General features: G+C 42.2%; 8 protein-coding genes. 1 reads left to right on the top strand and 7 read right to left on the bottom strand.

What is annotated here, in order from left to right:
- Positions 1-85 precede the first annotated feature (85 nt).
- The 4 genes from H6G77_RS15055 to H6G77_RS15040 form a co-directional block, all read right to left on the bottom strand.
- A complete protein-coding gene (locus H6G77_RS15055) occupies positions 86-577 on the bottom strand; it encodes a POTRA domain-containing protein (RefSeq protein WP_190871957.1) in 492 nt (163 codons plus the stop codon).
- 705 nt (positions 578-1,282) lie between these two features.
- A complete protein-coding gene (locus H6G77_RS15050) occupies positions 1,283-1,930 on the bottom strand; it encodes a tetratricopeptide repeat protein (protein WP_190871956.1) in 648 nt (215 codons plus the stop codon).
- A gap of 598 nt (positions 1,931-2,528) precedes the next feature.
- Entirely contained in the window at positions 2,529-4,655 is a 2,127-nt protein-coding gene (locus tag H6G77_RS15045) for a CHASE2 domain-containing protein (protein WP_190593680.1), read from the bottom strand.
- A 202-nt stretch (positions 4,656-4,857) separates the two neighbouring features.
- On the bottom strand, positions 4,858-5,427 hold the full coding sequence (locus tag H6G77_RS15040) for a superoxide dismutase family protein (protein WP_190593682.1): 570 nt from the start codon (positions 5,425-5,427) through the stop codon (positions 4,858-4,860).
- A 249-nt stretch (positions 5,428-5,676) separates the two neighbouring features.
- Here H6G77_RS15040 and H6G77_RS15035 point away from each other — a divergent pair, with 249 nt between their 5' ends.
- Positions 5,677-6,636 carry a pentapeptide repeat-containing protein gene (locus tag H6G77_RS15035; RefSeq protein WP_190593684.1) on the top strand — a complete coding sequence of 320 codons (960 nt, stop codon included), beginning with the start codon at positions 5,677-5,679 and terminating at the stop codon, positions 6,634-6,636.
- A gap of 45 nt (positions 6,637-6,681) precedes the next feature.
- Here H6G77_RS15035 and H6G77_RS15030 read toward each other — a convergent pair whose 3' ends face one another.
- The 3 genes from H6G77_RS15030 to H6G77_RS15020 form a co-directional block, all read right to left on the bottom strand.
- Positions 6,682-8,430, bottom strand: coding sequence for an FAD-binding oxidoreductase (locus tag H6G77_RS15030; protein ID WP_190871955.1), 1,749 nt, complete (start codon positions 8,428-8,430; stop codon positions 6,682-6,684).
- A gap of 169 nt (positions 8,431-8,599) precedes the next feature.
- Positions 8,600-11,908 (bottom strand): FHA domain-containing protein, encoded by a 3,309-nt coding sequence (locus H6G77_RS15025; RefSeq protein WP_190871954.1) that lies wholly within the window; start codon positions 11,906-11,908, stop codon positions 8,600-8,602.
- A 387-nt stretch (positions 11,909-12,295) separates the two neighbouring features.
- The gene (locus H6G77_RS15020) at positions 12,296-13,195 is read right to left on the bottom strand and encodes a DUF928 domain-containing protein (protein WP_190871953.1); all 900 of its coding nucleotides are present in this window, start codon (positions 13,193-13,195) and stop codon (positions 12,296-12,298) included.
- Between the last annotated feature and the right edge of the window lie 1,138 nt (positions 13,196-14,333).

Genomic DNA, 14,333 nt, shown 5'->3' with positions numbered 1-14,333 from the left:
TGATAAGATATCGGGCATGGGCTTGTTGTGGCTTTTGAGTTGTCGTTTGGGAAGACAATAACTCTACTACATCAGCCCTCTCTCTTCATCCTCTTATTTTGGCGAAGGTATTGGAAGAAATGTAACCTTTATCTGTATAGAGTTTTGTAATCGCATCACTGGCTCTGAGCAATTCCGCAAAGGTGATGGGTTTACCAGTAAATTTTTGCGTGGCTTCTGCCAATTCTGCACTGCTAAATACAGTACTACCAATTACCTCAAAGCGATCGACGCGAATTGTCTCTTGTCTACCACTGGGGATTGTTTCTTGTGGTGGAGTAGTTTCGTTGGGCGTGCGGAATAAATCTGCTGGCGGTGGTAATTTGGGAGTCTCTGGTGGAGTTGGTTGTGGTAGTTGTGGTCTTGGTAAATTTTCTGCTGGTGGCAGATTTGATCTGGCTTGAGCTACTAGATAAATACTTCCCGTCTGCGCCTGCACAAGACTAGGAGATAAATTGCCAAGAAACAACGATAGGAAGATCAACCAATTGCGCGATCGCCTATAATCTTTCAGACTCAAAAAATATTCAACGGACATGGTAGGTAGATGTTGATAGGATATGTTATGTGTTTCCGTGGAAGCATGGGCTGTGTGACTTTGCCTTTGTTAATGTCCGGCTAGTAGCAGTCATCTCCACAATTGCGCCATATCAATATCTATCTTGGAGAGATATTTAAGTTTTTCACTGTTTTTCGCTAACTAATAAACACCCAAAAATTATTCCAGATGAATTTATCTACTGATTTTACCAGTATATTTGCGTAGGTAATCTTTCTATTTTATTAATTTTCCTGATGCGCCAATAGATTACTCATCTTGAAAAATCAGACTAAGTTAGCTAAAGTTTCAGAGTAAAAAATCTGCACCCAAAGCATTTTGGGTATTTTAAAATACTAAAAATTCGGTGGATTATTCTGCGTTGTCATTGGAAAAAAACCGCTTTTCGTCAAGCTCTGTAACAGCCTGTGCGGGTTCTCAGGAACTTCCAACTAAAAAATCCATCATCAGGAGTATTAGAGCCAGCAGCACCTCGAATTTCTCTGCTTTCTCTGCATCTTAATGCTAAGTCTTTCCGCGAGCCAGACATTACTCAGTAATTTATACTAGAATTGTTGGAAATTTATAACCACAAAAAAACAGTATTTATACTATGCTTCAGTAGTAACAATTTAAGAATATTAATAAATAATAAGATTTTACTTACCGAGCGATCGCACTTTTATTCAGCAATTCTCAATATAATTATTCGCGGAAGTTGGCAGCATTCTGAAACGAGTGATACATCGTATTTTCAGGAGCGAGGCGCAGCGCCATATTATAGTCTTCCATCGCTTTTTTCTGCTCGCCTAGGTCATTATAAGTCTGACTACGCCAAAGATAGAACAAAGCATTTTGGGGATGAATCCCAATGGCTTTACTGTAGTCATCAATCGCCCCTTGTTTATCTCCCAGGTTCTTACGCCGGAAATTTGCCCTTTCACCATACAAATAAGCATTCTGGGGATTTACACCAATTGCCCGATTAAATTCTTCAATTGCTCTTTGGCTATCCCCTTGTTTGAAATAACTATAAGCTTGTTTAATATATGCAGTAATATCTGTAGTTTCTGTAATATTTTGTATTTCCGTTCTGTCTTGGGAAATAGAGTTTTCTGTGGATGCAGAATTTATTTTCTGAAAAGACAGTTTACTTAAAACAGACTTTTTATTTCTCAGCGCCAGCCAGCCAAATACTCCACCACCTGCAATTACCAGCATCACAGATAATTGCTGTCCAATGCGATTTTGATTGGGGCTAGAACTCAGTTCAGATAGTTGACTTAGACTGCTAGTGTAATTTTGTTCAGCCATTGCAGGTTTAATTTTACCTAAAGGCGTGAACCATGTCATTGTCATTAGTGCTGTAGCCGTGAGGAATCTGTGCTTCATAAATTAGCTCGATTTGACTTAAGGAGGGTGTACAGCCAAACTTTGATGCAAGTCATTAACTAAATAAGAATTGATTGACCTTGCTGTAAACATTGTCAGCTAGATGAATTTTGTGATCTTATCCAGAGTTGAAAATTAGGAACTGTGATTGCTTCTAATTCTCCCAAAGTTATTTGTTCTTGACTTCTGTGTTAGTACTTACCGGGTATAGTAGCAATCATCATCGATAAAAGTATCTATTTTCCAGCAGATATCAGATGTTTGAATACAATCATACTTTAGGTAGTACAGTCATATCTATGGCCGAATTTTACATGATTAAGGATATATATAATACAGTAGATAACTTTGGGGATCACCCTTTACATAATTAAGAAAAAATTTTAGGCTCCCAGTGGGAGCCTATTCATAAAGTAAGTATTAAGTAGATAGTCAGTGTGGTAAAAAGATTTTTTGATAAATAGCAAATATCAAATAAAGTAATTTTCATTTATATGAAGCACAAGACAAGTTTTACAACCAAATATAAAATTGCTTCATACTACTTCCACATCCAACTCTAGAGCTTATCCAAATCCTCAAGAACTTCTTTAGCAGTTTGATATCTTCTGAGATAATCAAAATAAGTCATCTTGTCTAATATCGCCGCCAACCCATCAGAGACTTGTGCTTTATCGCGCCAAGTTAGTGCTGTTGTTTGGGGGTCACGTTCAATTTCTTTCGTAACTTTTCCAGTTAAAGCTTGAATTCCAATCATACCCAAGGCATGAATATCACTGTTTAATCTGGGCTGACCCATGAGTTGTTCAGGGGAGGCATAACCCAAAGTACCTACAGCCACTGTTAAGCTTTCTTCTTCTTGCTGTGGTTGAATTTGTTTAACTGCGCCAAAGTCAATCAATACTATCCTGTTGTCTGTTTCCCGGCGCATCAAATTGCTCGGTTTAATATCTCGGTGGATGACATTATGATCATGGACAAATACTAGTACCTTTAACACATCCCTTAAGATTTTAATGACCTCAGCTTCCTCAACACGCTTACCAACAACCAATTCATCTTGTAAGCAATGTCCTTTGACATATTCCTGTACAAGATAAAATTGTTGATTTTCTTCAAAATAAGCCAATAGTTGGGGAATACGCTTGTGTTGACCTAAAATCTCTAGAATTTCCGCCTCTGCTTTAAATAAACGTCTAGCAACTTCTAAAAACCTGGGGTCTTTCTGAGCAGGTTGTAAATGCTTGACAACACATTTTGGCGAACCAGGGCGTTTAGTATCATCTGCTAAGTAAGTATAGCCAAAACCCCCTGAACCCAGTACACTGCTTACTTTGTAACGGTGGTTCAGCAATTGATCCCTTTGGGGCTGGCTATCAACTGGTGAACTAGCTTCGTTGCCAGTATTACTACCTTCTCTTAATAAGGATTTTAAGAGGTCTATAGTTTTTTCTTGTTCTTGAATTTGATGGGCAATTTTATCTCGCTGTAGTTTTTCATAATATGCAGTGTACACAACTACACTGCCAGCAGCAGCGATTAATCCCAAGACAGGCTGTGCTATTGGTACCCATCCAGCTTGAGTAAAGATGATAAAGCCACCACCTACCAAGCCAACCACAGCACCGCCACCAGATAAGCCCAGAAGCATGGGATGTTTAATTTTCCATCCAATTAATGAACCGATGACAGTCCAGCCCCACAGCCAAATGACCTCTCCCCATTCCGGGAAGTACCAAAATATGCGTCTTTGGTCAAGAACTGCACTGAGAATTTCACTCACAATATGAGCATGAATCACAATTCCGGGCATCTTGCCCGTGTTGTCTTGTCTACCAGTAGCATAAGGAGTATTACGGATATCCTGTTTACTGGGTGCTGTGGCTCCAATTAAGACGATTTTGCCCTTGACCCAATCAGGATTAACTTTATTGTTGAGTACGTCTATAAAACTAACTGTGCGGGCAATATTATGAAAGGCACGGTAGTTGAGCAAGATTTGAAAACCACCATTATCTGCGGCTACATAACCGCCTGCATCTGGTAATAGACGATGAAACAGGGTTTTTCCCAGCTTTAATTGTAAGCCTTCACCTGTTTGGGTAATTTCTGGTTGGATTTTGGCTGTGTCGGTGAGATATTTTAGTGCGGCTAATACTGCTAGAGACTGTTGGCTTTGACAAGGCGCTTTTGGGTCTGGACTGACAAATAGCAGGGCGCGGCGAATAACTGCATCAGGGTCTTCTGGCAAATCGGCAAACCCGACATTATTAGCATCTAGGCCTGGTGGCGGTGGTGTTGTGGTGCTACAAATCGGAATAATTTTATTGCTTGTTTGCAGGCGGTTAATTAGTTGGGTATGACCAGGGTTGAGCGGTACATCTCGAAAGAAGTCTAAAGCAATAACACTGGCTTGGTTACTTTCTAATTTGCCTAACAACCTGTCTAGTTCTTCATCTGTGGGGGTGCCATGCTTGAGTTGTTGGATATCTTCTTCTGTAAATCCCACAATCAACAGGCGGGGGTCAGGGGGTAAATCTGCACGCCTTTGCATCATTTGGTCAAACACCTTGAGTTCAAAGTATTCTAACAATCTGAGCCTTTGAACCCCAACCAAAACTAGTGTAACTAGGACGCTAGTAACGATGACTGGCTGTGTGAATAATTTTTTCGCCCCTGCAAACATAGTCTTAGGAAAGTTGGATTTTTATGGTATGTCAACTACGTTACAGTAAACAACTTTGGCGTGAGTGTAAACATACACATTTAAAAGTAATTGTAGGTTGATAACTTCAAGTTGCGATATTCTGTATCAGAACTGGAACAAAAATCATTAAATCTCTAGAAGTAGGGAAAATCATCTTTGATTCTCCCTACCGTAATTTACATTAACTTGCCTTGGCGATCGCACCACAAGCTAAACGACCACCACCAGCTTCATCGGCTGTACCACCAGATTTCTTTTGATCCTGGAGCTTATGGATAATAACTGCACTACCATCACCATCAAATAAGCTGATCGGACTATCGCCAAGAGTGACACTGCTAATAAATGCTTCTAAACGACCTTGACCCAAGGGATTAATTTTAATATTGGGTAAATCACCTAAATGATAAGGATGGTTTTTTTCCACCGGAGTGGGTGAACCAAAGGGGCCAGGGTCGAAGTGTCCACCAGCAGAACTAAAAGGCTTTTCTGTACCTGCTTCACAAGCGCCTTTTTCATGAATATGAACACCATGTAATCCTGGAGTCAAGATTTTGGGATCACCTTTAATTTCCACAGCCACCCAAACAGACTGAAGCTCGGTATTTTGTACAGCTTTCAGCGTCCCTGTAATCCCAGGGCCACTAATTTGGGCTTGAGCTTTTAGCGGTACCCCAGCACCATTGGAAGGAGAAGCGCAAGCTGTTAGTAGTACTAGACAAGCAATAACAATGTAAGAGATAAATTTCATAATTCAAATTCTCAAAACTCAATCAACACTGGTTTTGTTATTCACAGGACTTACGTACAAAGATTGTCTATGAAGATTGGGTGTAAGGGTGTGTGGCTTAAGGATTTTAGATACATACACACGCCACTTGGCTCAAGTCGGGAAACCCGCCCACGGCAGTGGCTCCCCTACACCCTCGCCAAAACCCTTGATTTTTCGTCTTTATGCGTAAGTCCTAATTCAATATCTTGACCACAAGAGGAAGTAAAAATGCGTGAACGTTTACGTAAATGGATACAAGACTTTCAAGAGTGGATTATTTTTGCTGCGATATTTGTGTTGTCAATAGTGGTGATTCGGTTTGTTGAAGATAAGCCTCCATTTAAAAGTATTGTGGAATTATTGATGAGTTCTAAGTTTATTAGTACTCTGCAAGACTTGAGTATTTTAGCGGTGGTGATTCTTTATTTCCGAGAAACTCCTTCTCGAAAAAAGCAAGAACATTACGAAGCATGGCGCGTAATTAACTCAGCTTATGGACAACGAGCAAGTGGGGGTAGAATTCAAGCCTTACAAGACTTGAAAAATGATGGTATTAGCTTGGCTGGACTAACTGCGGAGAAAGCCTATTTAGCTGGCATTAATTTAAAGGGTGCAGATTTACGAGACGCGAATCTCGAAGGTAGTAACCTAAAAAATGCTTGTTTGCAAGAAATTGATTTACGCAATGCCAATCTGCAAGGTGCTGATTTAAGATATGCCAATCTTGAGGGAGCAAATTTAAGAAATGCCAATCTTCAAGGACAAAGTACTAACCTCAGCTATACAAATTTTCAGAATGCTTACTTAAGTCATGCCAATTTTCAATTAGCCTACCTCTGGAGTGCCAATCTGCAAGGTGCTGATTTAAGTTATGCCAATCTGCAAGAAGCTGATTTAAGTTATGCCAATCTGCAAGGTGCTAATCTCAAATATGCTAATTTTCAAGGTGCTGACCTCAGCCCGACTAATCTTGACCAAGCCAATTTTCAAGGGGCTGATTTGCAAAATGCTGATCTCAGAGATGCTCAAAATTTGAATCCAGAGCAAGTTAAATTAGCCAGAAATTGGGAACATGCCAGATATGATGAGGCTTTGCAAATGCAGCTAGGGTTAATTCCCGCTCACCAAAACTTTGAACTCATACAACCAGAAAACTCTGATCAAGACCATAATTTTTTTGATACCTAGCAGTTCCAACTCTCTGACGATTTTTAACGCTCCTAGATTGGCTAACTAAGCATCAATCACCACCTTCCCAACTGGATAAGCTACACAAGTTAAGACATAGCCTTCTTTAATTTCACTTTCTTCTAAGGCTTCGGGATCATAGCCTTCCATTTTGACAGTGCCTTCTAACTTCCGTTTTTTGCAAGTCCCACAAACCCCAGAACGGCAACTACTACGGATTTTTACGCCTTCTTGGTCAGCCATATCGAGGATTGTTTCTTCGCCATCACAAGCTACTTCTTTACCTGATTTAGAGAAAACTATCAGGGTTTGACTAGAAGAGGCTGGGGGGGGAGAAACAGGAGCAGATGCTGGGGTTGTGGCCACCCGCGCTCCGGCATCTTGGACTGGTGCTGATTCTGTCGAGATTTTGCCCAACATCTGCCGTAGTCCTAAATTACCCGCAGGCGTAGAAGCAACTTCTACTTTTGCTTGAGCAGGTGCTGGGGCTTTTTTGACTTTTTTCCGGGGTGGGCCGAAGCTTTCTTCGTAGTAGTTTTGCATCGGGAAGTCGATGCTTTCGAGTAAGTCGTTGACCGATTCCATAAATGGGTTCGGGCCACATACATAAACTGTACGTTCTTTGTAGTCTGGCGCAATCAGTTTTAACATTGCCGCATCTAGTCTGCCGGTGAAACTCATCCAACTTTGACCAGGTTCACGGCGGGTAATGCTAATTGCGAGATTAAACTTGGGATGGTTGGCTCCTAACCAATCAAGTTCCTGGCGGTAAATGATATCTCTGGGGCTACGAGCGCAATGGAAAAAGACGATATCCACATCTGAGGCGGTGTCATACACCCAACGCGACATAGACATCATGGGTGTGATGCCACTACCAGCAGAAATGAGCAACAGTTTGGGTGAAGGGTTGGCAAAACAAGTAAATTTACCTGTTGGGCCATTGACTTTCAGGACGCTACCTGCTTTTACGTTGTCATGCAACCAGTTGGAAACTAAACCACGGGGGACATCTGGCCCGGCATCTGCTGGTGCAGGCACACGTTTAACTGTGATTTCTAGGGTATGGGGACGAGAAGGTGTAGATGAGATGGAATAGGAACGTAATACCTGTTCGCCGTTAATTTCTAGGTCGAGGGTGATAAACTGACCTGGTTTATAGGTAAAGAGCATTGGTGGGTCAGCCACGAAGCGGAAGGTTTTAACATCGTGGGTTTCATCAATGACTTGGATACATTGGACGGTTAAATCACCTTTCATCCACCGCTCAATTTGGCTGGGTTCTAGCGTTGCTAGGGGCATATACTCTTGCGGGTCTTTGGTGGGAAGCGCAGGAGTGGGGAGGGGTTCTGGGGTTGGTGTGGGTGCGACTGGTGCGATCGCTATTTCTTGTTGTACAGCCTGACCATTGCTTGTAGTGACAACGTTAGTATTAACGTTAATATTCAAATCAATCATGGTCGGTTCATTGCTGGCTATTAGGCTGATTACCATCAAAAAGAACCGACCAATCTGCATCATATCTCCCGATTTCAGAGGATAATCTTGATTGATTTGGATTTGGTCAGCATTCAACCGTGAACCAGCCCGGCTGGCTAAATCGGTGTAATAATAACTACCATTTTTCAGAGAAATTTTGCCGTGCATCCGACTCACTTCGGCACTATCCAGCACTACATTACAGTTGGGATAGCGGCCAATTAGACACTCATGATTGAGCATGGTATCTAAGTTGAGGTCTAGTTCCTTGAGTTCGTTGGGTTTCTGGGGATCAATGATTCTGAGTTTAAGCATATTAATTACCTAATACGTCAACTTCTCTGTGTTTATACGCAGAAATTTCTGCCGAATTCTGAATTCTGCTTTGTCAGCATTACCTAAACTCAATAGAGGTAATGAGGCGTGCTACAAAACTAATGCCCATAGTTTTAACTGGGACGGTACTACCATCCCAGTTAAAATCTTAGAGTTGCGTTATTGAACAAGCTTGTCCCATACTTGCTTGCAGACGATTACTCAAAAGCTCCAAGATATTTCTGGCTAGTAACGTGTCTTGTGCCAGCACTGCCTCAAAATTCTCGGCATTGATTCTGAGTGTCTTGGTTCTAGTACCAGATGCAACGATGGTTGACGCATAATTGGTGTGGTTTAATACTTCCAATTCACCAATTGTTTGTCCAGGTGAAATCATCCCTGACATATCTTGATTGCCCATACTTTGGCTGACTCTCGCCTCACCATCAATTAAAACAATCAAGTCATGGGCAGGTGTACCCATCCGGCAAATTTCTTCTTCGGGGCGATAGACGCGCACATGGCTATTTTTCGCCAAATCAATTAAGACGTTGGCTTTTAAACCAGAGAAGAAACTACTCTTATACAGCCACAACAGTTTTTCTAAGGTACCTAAAGCATCAGCAATGGTGTCTCCTTGTTGGGCTTGCATTTCCCACTGCACCAGAATCACGATGTCGTCACCACTGCTGAAGCGGACAACATCACCTTGTTGGAGTTGTGTTTGCTGGTCAAAGATTTGCGTCTTGCCAATCCGCAGACCATTGCTACTACCCAAGTCTTTCACACTCACGCCTTTTTCATCTACATAGAAGATGGCGTGTTGGCGAGAAACGCGGTTATCGGAAATGATAATGTCGTTGCCAACTTCCCTTCCGACGCGCACTGTAGACTGTTGAAATACTCGTCTTTCCACACGTCCCATGATTTTGATTTGAGCAATCATAGTCGGGACGGTGGTTTTGGTGTGGGGTTGTCCTTGACCCAGAATCCTTTCGGCTGTTTCAATCACTAAACCCTCTTTAATGGTCTTTGTATCTAACAGCTGACGGGCTTGTTGGAAACCCAGACTGGGATCAATTTGATGTAGCGCATATAAACTAGCTGCTTGGACTAAGGGATCGATGTCTTGTAACAGTTGCATTAAGACATCAATAATCACATCAGAACGTAAAGCAGGTTCGGGGATTTGGGTAGGCGCGACAATGGAACTCCAAGTGGCGGTGGTGGGAGTGGCATTGCGAGTGGCATTATTGTTACCCGGAACGTCGATTTGGGTATCGGCGATGCCATTATTAAAGTCTGTCGTTAGGGGAACTGATTGAGTTACTAGGTCTTTGGCTTGACGTAAGGCAGAGATTACTCTCATACTCAGACGGGACATCCATCTGGACTGCTCTTCGTTAGACCGCAGAATTTCTCCGAGGATGTTGGCTGCTAGTACACCAATGGAACGAGCAATATCCAGGGCTTCGGGGGTATCTCCTAAAATTTCTAGGATGCTGAGTAACTGGGTAACAATCAGTTTTTGTTTTTCTTGGACTGCTTGGCGCAGCAAGAGGTAAACAGGTGCATGGGGATTGGAAACTAAGTTTTGCAGGGCTTGATAACGAACAGCTAGGTCTTGTAGTTGCGAGAGTAGCTGTTCTGCTGTCCGCAGCAGTGCGCCATCTTGGTTAAACATTTCTGCCAAGACTTGTTCTTGTTCGGCAGATGTGATGGCATATTCTTGGCGCAAGCTCATAATTTGCTTTTGTTTGCGCTCAAAGGCATCTGCTAAGGGTGTGCCTGTTTCTACGAGTTCTTGGATGACTATTTCGAGGGCGCGGCGATAGCTATCAATCCGCAGTTGGTTCTCCCGGCTGAGTTGTCTTTGGGGATCAAGGAGGGAGGGGTCTTCAACACCGAGTTCAGCGAGGACAGAGTAATGCTCTTCATCGCTGATGTTCAATTCTTTGCGGACATCTTTGAGAACTTCTAAGCTGTCGGCAGATTGGACGTTACCTTCTTGCAGGGATTCTTGCAATACACCTTTATAGACGCGCAGTCTGTCGGCTCGGTTAAAACCAGGCAGGACTTTGGCTAGAACATAGACTTCGTTGGGGAGGAGGTCTTGGAGCGATCGCCCTTCGAGGAATTTGCTCCAATCTACGGCGAGTTTGTTCAACTGGCGGCGCAAACTACTAGCCAAGCTCTCACGAGAATAGTTATCTCTGCTGCGGGCTAAACTTCTGTGTAACCACAAGCTGCTGACAAGGACGATGATGGCGTTGAGTACCAAAATCCCCCATTGGGGAAACAAGCTGATGTTGGGACGACCACCAAAGGAAAAGAAGACGTTAAAGGAGATAAATGTACACAACACAAAGCAGACGTGTAATATATCTTCTTCACTTACGTTTCTACCTTGGCGCTTGAGGAAGGCGCGATAAGCATTTTCTAGGGTTTGACAAATCAAGTAGCTGAGGGCAGCACAGATCCCAATGGTCAGAGGCGAAGCAATGATTTTGGGGATGGGAATAGCTTGACCAAAGATGTAAAAACCAGGGTTGAATAGGGTGCTTAATTGTCCTTCTTCATGTGTCCATGCGCCTGAGTAGTAGTAGTCCCAGTTGCCTGCATACAAGAAGTAGTAGAAGTAGAAGCCAAACATCAAGCCAAAATAGGTGTAGAACACTAATTTTTGGTCTGGTCTGGTAATGCCTTCCCAATAGGAGCGTTCGGAGTCAATATCTATACAAGGAGATTGACAGCTAACACAGGCACTTTTTTCGTTACCACTGGTATCTACCGACCGACACATGGATTGAGTGATACTTTGGGGCGGCTTGAGGTGAGCATCAGTACCTAATAAGCCTCTAGGGCCTGTATAAAACATCTGCACGGGAGCCATTGGGCAGAAGTATTGACACCAGCTTCTACCCTTGAATAAATAACCCACACCAATGGAAGAGGTGATGGTGAATAGCAAAAACAGCGCCATTGCGGTGCGATCGCTATTCACAAACAAAATGCGGATGTTCAAGCCCAGGTAAAAGAGGAACATTTGCAGGTAGAGGTAATTCCTCCCTAACCAAGATTCCTTTTCTACTCCAGCTAGTTCATAACGCACGTTACCTGTGTCGGGATTGACAACTTTGCGCTTGCGTTGAATCCCCAAGGCGCGAGGAATTTGGGAGAAGAAATATAAAGGACAGATCCGCCGCCAGAGTTCATGTCCAAATAACACCAAAATCATGATCCCGATGGGCAGTACCATCGCCCAGAAGATCCGCGCTCCCATAGGATAGGGTTGTTCTGGTAAACACACACCTTGGACTGCGACGCAATCATCCGGATCGAGGTATCTCTCTGGGTGGAGATGAAAAGGACTGGCAGTATTACTGGGGTCAGTTAACCAAACTGAAAGGGGATCATAAAATAAAGAAAAGATTAATGTCAGCCAGCCGATCGCCAGCAGCCACCTGACAATGTGCATCTTTTTTTCTGAGACTTGACTAATCATTAGTTTGCAATTGCTATAAAGTTAGATTTTTACTCAGTAATAGTGGATAAAATTCCCTAGCCTAAGAAGTACAATTTCATAGAAAAACCTTCAGCTACTAATAGCTTGTATGCTCACATTGGCACACAACAAAATTAGCTGCCCAAGCAACTTGATATTTGATTGCTGGTAATTTGATTCACAGTGTAGTAATTATACAAATTGATGACAGTGCTGCTTGGTGAAGTTTATTTACTATGACGACTCCTAATATACGTACGTATGATGTTATAGGGTTTTGTGTGTCAGAAATTAAAAGTTTTCCTTAATCATTGTTTCACCACCGTAAAGTTTGTTGCTAGGGGTGATCAGTTAAGCTGACTAATTGATTGTGCAGCAAGGTACTAGAGGTTCTTGAGTAATTTCCTCTAAGCCTCCAGAACGTAACAAATCTTCCCAATCATTTTTAATTGTCAGGTCATCAGGACTAGATTTACGCAATTCACTCAGAATTGCTAAAGAATCTTCCCAAAATCCTGACAGGGCATACATGGCCGCTTGTTCTTCTGGTGTGACTTTCTTGATTTCCGATATCAGGGCAGCATCAGGAGTAATACGTTCAATTGAGCCAGAAACTACATAATCTTGCTGCCGATCGCTGCGATCGCAAATCACGGAAAAATCCCAGTGATAAGTTTTACCAACTTTTAAACTTGGAACATCAGGTTTTTCAGGCAAACTCAGGCTGACAATACCAGCTTTGCCTGGTGTTGGCAAGGTTTGTTGATACACAACATTATCTTCTTCATCTGACAATACTAGTTCCATAACTGGTGCAGATGTTTGCGGTACATAAAATAAAAATGTTGGGTAAGCAGATGTGGTTCTTTGCATCACATCCAGAGTAGGTGTGAGTGCTATTAAGCGTTTTTTTCCTGGAATACAAGCTTCGCCGCTTTCACTCAAACGTTGGCCACTGCGAGTTCCTCCCTGAATTTGCCGCGATGGTTTGCCCAAGTTTCGGGGAATGTAGGTAACATAAGTTGGTCGCTTGCTGTTGCCATTGCGGCGATCGCGGGCTATATAAATTTGGACATTATTCACTGCTGTGGTAGCGTAGCGATCGCCTGGTATTTCCTGGAGTGCTTGTTTAAAATAATTTAAAGCGGCTGAGTAATTGCGCTGACGAGTCGCACTGTAACCCAACTGCATATATTTGTTGTAGTTTGACGGAGCCTGAGCAATGTTATCAGGTGCGGCTACTACTTTATCGAAGCTCACAGGTAACAGAGAGCCAAGGATTAAGGTAACACAGACGCATCTTATCAGGAAAAACGGTTTCATAATCAATCCCTTCTCTTGGGCTTTACGGTATGTTCATACAACACAGATCAGTTGCATTTCGCATATTTATGCAAAATTTCATCTATTCTTGTTGACAATTTTCAGGGTGATCTGTGAAACTTCTAATTTGGTGCAATAAAGTAAGTCAGTATATCCTATTACGATTTCATCGGTAATTCACTACATTTGTGAAAGGTTAATATTATTTAGCTAGTTGTTATGGTTGGTTTTTACGTAAAACTACTATAATCTAGTTGAAACTTGCTTGTACATATTTTTATGCTCAAGATTAGTAACAAATATGTAAAGTCTTCATCCTAAATTTTTGTTAAGTTGACCGTTTAATTTATTTACATTTACTGCAATTAAAGATATCACCAGAGCAGAATTCTGTACTGAGGATTCAGCACTGAGAATGGCCATAATTTCGGTAAATATTCTGGAGATAAAACTGGAGATTAACTACTAGAGAGACTTCTAGGAGAATACAACAGCGCCAAAATTTTCAGTCTAATGAGAATAGCTATCAAGAAAATCGGTAACTAGATGGCACTTAGCTCCAAATTTACTTTGCCATTATCTCACCAATCAAGCAGCTAAAATCCAACTAAAAAGTATACTTTTTCCAATTAAAGGTAGGAATAAAAACGCTATCAAGCAGCTTCATCAATTCCCCAGATAAAACTTGTTTATTTATTGCATAAAATTCTTACAATCGGTTGCATATTCACGCAATGCTGTAATGCTTTTAGACACTTTTGGCTTTGACGCTTGTGGCTCATTTACCCCAAACAGACTGCTATGAATAGTTCCAGAAAAATTAGCATCTCGGTTTCATTCATAATCTTGAATTAACGCGATGTGCGACTTATTCTTGAAACCCCTCTCCAAACCTCTCACGCCAGTCGCTACAACGGAGGGAACCTCCGCAACGCGCTGGCTCCCCGAAGCGGAGAGAGGCTTTGAATCTTGCTCCCCTTCCCTGGTAGGGAAGGGGTTGGGGGTTAGGTTTGAGAGAAAGTCGCACACGGCGTGAATTATTCTGAATCACTGGCAACGATGAATTACTAAAACA

The organism is Aulosira sp. FACHB-615, from assembly GCF_014698045.1.
Lineage (GTDB): Bacteria > Cyanobacteriota > Cyanobacteriia > Cyanobacteriales > Nostocaceae > Nostoc_B.
The sequence above is the reverse complement of the archived record's forward strand: the minus strand, read 5'-3'. Positions and strand labels throughout refer to the sequence as shown.

Bases quoted from the DNA above. Each gene is read 5' to 3' on its own strand.
- H6G77_RS15055 (WP_190871957.1), bottom strand. From the start codon at position 577: ATGTCCGTTGAATATTTTTTGAGTCTGAAAGATTATAGGCGATCGCGC.
- H6G77_RS15050 (WP_190871956.1), bottom strand. From the start codon at position 1,930: ATGACATGGTTCACGCCTTTAGGTAAAATTAAACCTGCAATGGCTGAA.
- H6G77_RS15045 (WP_190593680.1), bottom strand. From the start codon at position 4,655: ATGTTTGCAGGGGCGAAAAAATTATTCACACAGCCAGTCATCGTTACT.
- H6G77_RS15040 (WP_190593682.1), bottom strand. From the start codon at position 5,427: ATGAAATTTATCTCTTACATTGTTATTGCTTGTCTAGTACTACTAACA.
- H6G77_RS15035 (WP_190593684.1), top strand. From the start codon at position 5,677: ATGCGTGAACGTTTACGTAAATGGATACAAGACTTTCAAGAGTGGATT.
- H6G77_RS15030 (WP_190871955.1), bottom strand. From the start codon at position 8,430: ATGCTTAAACTCAGAATCATTGATCCCCAGAAACCCAACGAACTCAAG.
- H6G77_RS15025 (WP_190871954.1), bottom strand. From the start codon at position 11,908: ATGCACATTGTCAGGTGGCTGCTGGCGATCGGCTGGCTGACATTAATC.